This is a genomic window from Amycolatopsis keratiniphila subsp. keratiniphila, from assembly GCF_001620365.2.
Taxonomy (GTDB): Bacteria; Actinomycetota; Actinomycetes; order Mycobacteriales; family Pseudonocardiaceae; genus Amycolatopsis; species Amycolatopsis keratiniphila.
Genome location: NZ_LQMT02000029.1, coordinates 164398 through 166286, shown reverse-complemented (window position 1 = coordinate 166286; position 1889 = coordinate 164398). Strand labels below are relative to the sequence as shown.

The 1889-nt window shown below is 69.3% G+C and carries 2 protein-coding genes; both read left to right on the top strand.

Annotated elements, in window-relative coordinates; all coding sequences use genetic code 11:
- Positions 1-70: 70 nt before the first annotated feature.
- The gene (locus tag AVR91_RS28370; RefSeq protein WP_063272100.1) at positions 71-856 is read left to right on the top strand and encodes a thioesterase family protein; all 786 of its coding nucleotides are present in this window, start codon (positions 71-73) and stop codon (positions 854-856) included.
- A gap of 67 nt (positions 857-923) precedes the next feature.
- On the top strand, positions 924-1859 hold the full coding sequence (locus AVR91_RS28365; protein WP_016334151.1) for a ParA family protein: 936 nt from the start codon (positions 924-926) through the stop codon (positions 1857-1859).
- Positions 1860-1889 lie beyond the last annotated feature (30 nt).

The following is a 1889-nucleotide window of genomic DNA, read 5'->3' as shown; positions in this document are numbered from 1 at the left end:
CGCACTCGGCGGCCACCCACCAGCCAGCCGCGTTCCCAACCTCTCAGGTCAGTACACCTAGGGTGCTTATGTGACAGAAGCCTTTTACGTGCCGTCGGGTGACGGCGTCTTCCTCCCGACCCCGCACACCGCCGGCCCATGGACCCCGGACGCGCAGCACTTCGGGCCGCCCTCGGCGTTGCTGGTCCGTGCGCTCGAAGAGGTCGAAGCACCCCACGCGAGCCAGCTGGCACGGGTGACGGTCGAGATCCTCGGGCCCGCACCACTGAAGGAGCTATCGGTACGGGCCCGGGTGGAACGGCCGGGCCGGTCGGTCGAGTGGCTGACGGCCGAACTCTCCCATGGCGAGCGGATCGTCGCCCGCGCCTCGGCGTGGCGTATCGCGACGTCGGACACCACGGCGGTCGCCACCATGGAAGGCCCGGCGCTGCCTTCGCCGGAGGGGCTGCCGACGTCCTCTTGGCCGGAAGGCTGGCACGGCGGGTACCTGCAAGCCGTCGAGTGGCGCAGTGTCAAGGGCGCGCTGGACGAACCCGGCCCCGCGACCGTCTGGGGCAGGCAGCGCGTCGCGCTCGTCGACGGGGAGAAGCCGAGCCCGCTGCAGCGGCTGTTCGTGCTGGCGGATTCCGGCAACGGGATCTCGAACTTCCTGGACCCGCGCGAGTGGTGGTTCATCAACTCCGAGCTGACGGTGCACCTCCGCCGCCCGCCGCTCGGCGACTGGATCGGCGTCGACGCGGCCACCCTGGTCGGCCCGAACGGGATCGGCACGGCGACCACGACGCTGCACGACGCGTCGGGGCCGATCGCCTCGGGGGCGCAGGCCTTGCTGGTGCGACCGCGACAGGCGGGCTGATAGACGCGCTTTCTCGGCGTGTTTCCAATAGCCTTCCCGGAACAACAGACACAGGGAGCGCTTCGGCATGCAGATCACCTCGGTGGTCAACCAGAAAGGCGGGGTCGGCAAGACCTCACTCAGCGTGGGCGCGGCGGCCGCACTGGCCGAACGCGGCCGCCGGGTGCTGCTGATCGACCTCGACCCACAGGGCCACGCGACCACCGAACTCCTCGGCCTGGACGAGGTGGCGCCGGACATGCCCAGCCTCGCGAAAGCCCTGACCAAGGTATGGAAGGGCCCGATCGAGGAACTCGTCGTCCGGCATCCGCGCAGCAACCTCGGGCGGGGCGGCGCGTTCGACGTCATCCCGACCTCGCCGGGGATGTTCGACCTGATCCGGCGGCTGGACCAGTTCCGGGTGCCCGGGTGGCAGCTGGCCAGGGTCATCCAGTTCGCCAACTACGACCACATCGTCATCGACTGCCCGCCCGCGCTCGACGTGCTGACCAACAACGCGCTCGCCGCTTCGCACGGGATCCTCGTGCCGGTGCAGCCGGACCGGACGAGCATCCGCGCGCTGCGCCTGCTTTCGGACCAGGTGCGTTACGTCGAACAGACCGTCGGCCGTCCGCCGATCGCCTACTACGGCCTCGTACCAGGGCTGTACCGCCGCCCGATCTCGCACTACGCGGCGGCGGCGTTGCAGGAGCTGTACGCGTTCGGGATCCCGATGCTGTCGCACGTCCCGCTCGGCGTCGTGATGAACGAAGCCGCCGCGCACGGCGTGCCGGTCACGACGTACGCGCCGGAAACGCTGCAGGCACTGTCGTTCCGGGAGATCGCGGAGACGCTGGACGGCTACCTGCAGAACCATCCGGCCTCGGCGATCGTGCCCGCGGACGAGGAGTTCGTCTTCGAGGACTTCATCACCGAGGTCTCGGTGACTCGCAGCGCCAAGGACAACGGAGCGCGCAAGAAGCTCTACGACCTGATGCCCAAGAAGCCCAACCGTCCCCGCTAGCCAATGCCATGAACGGTCCGTTCCTTGCAA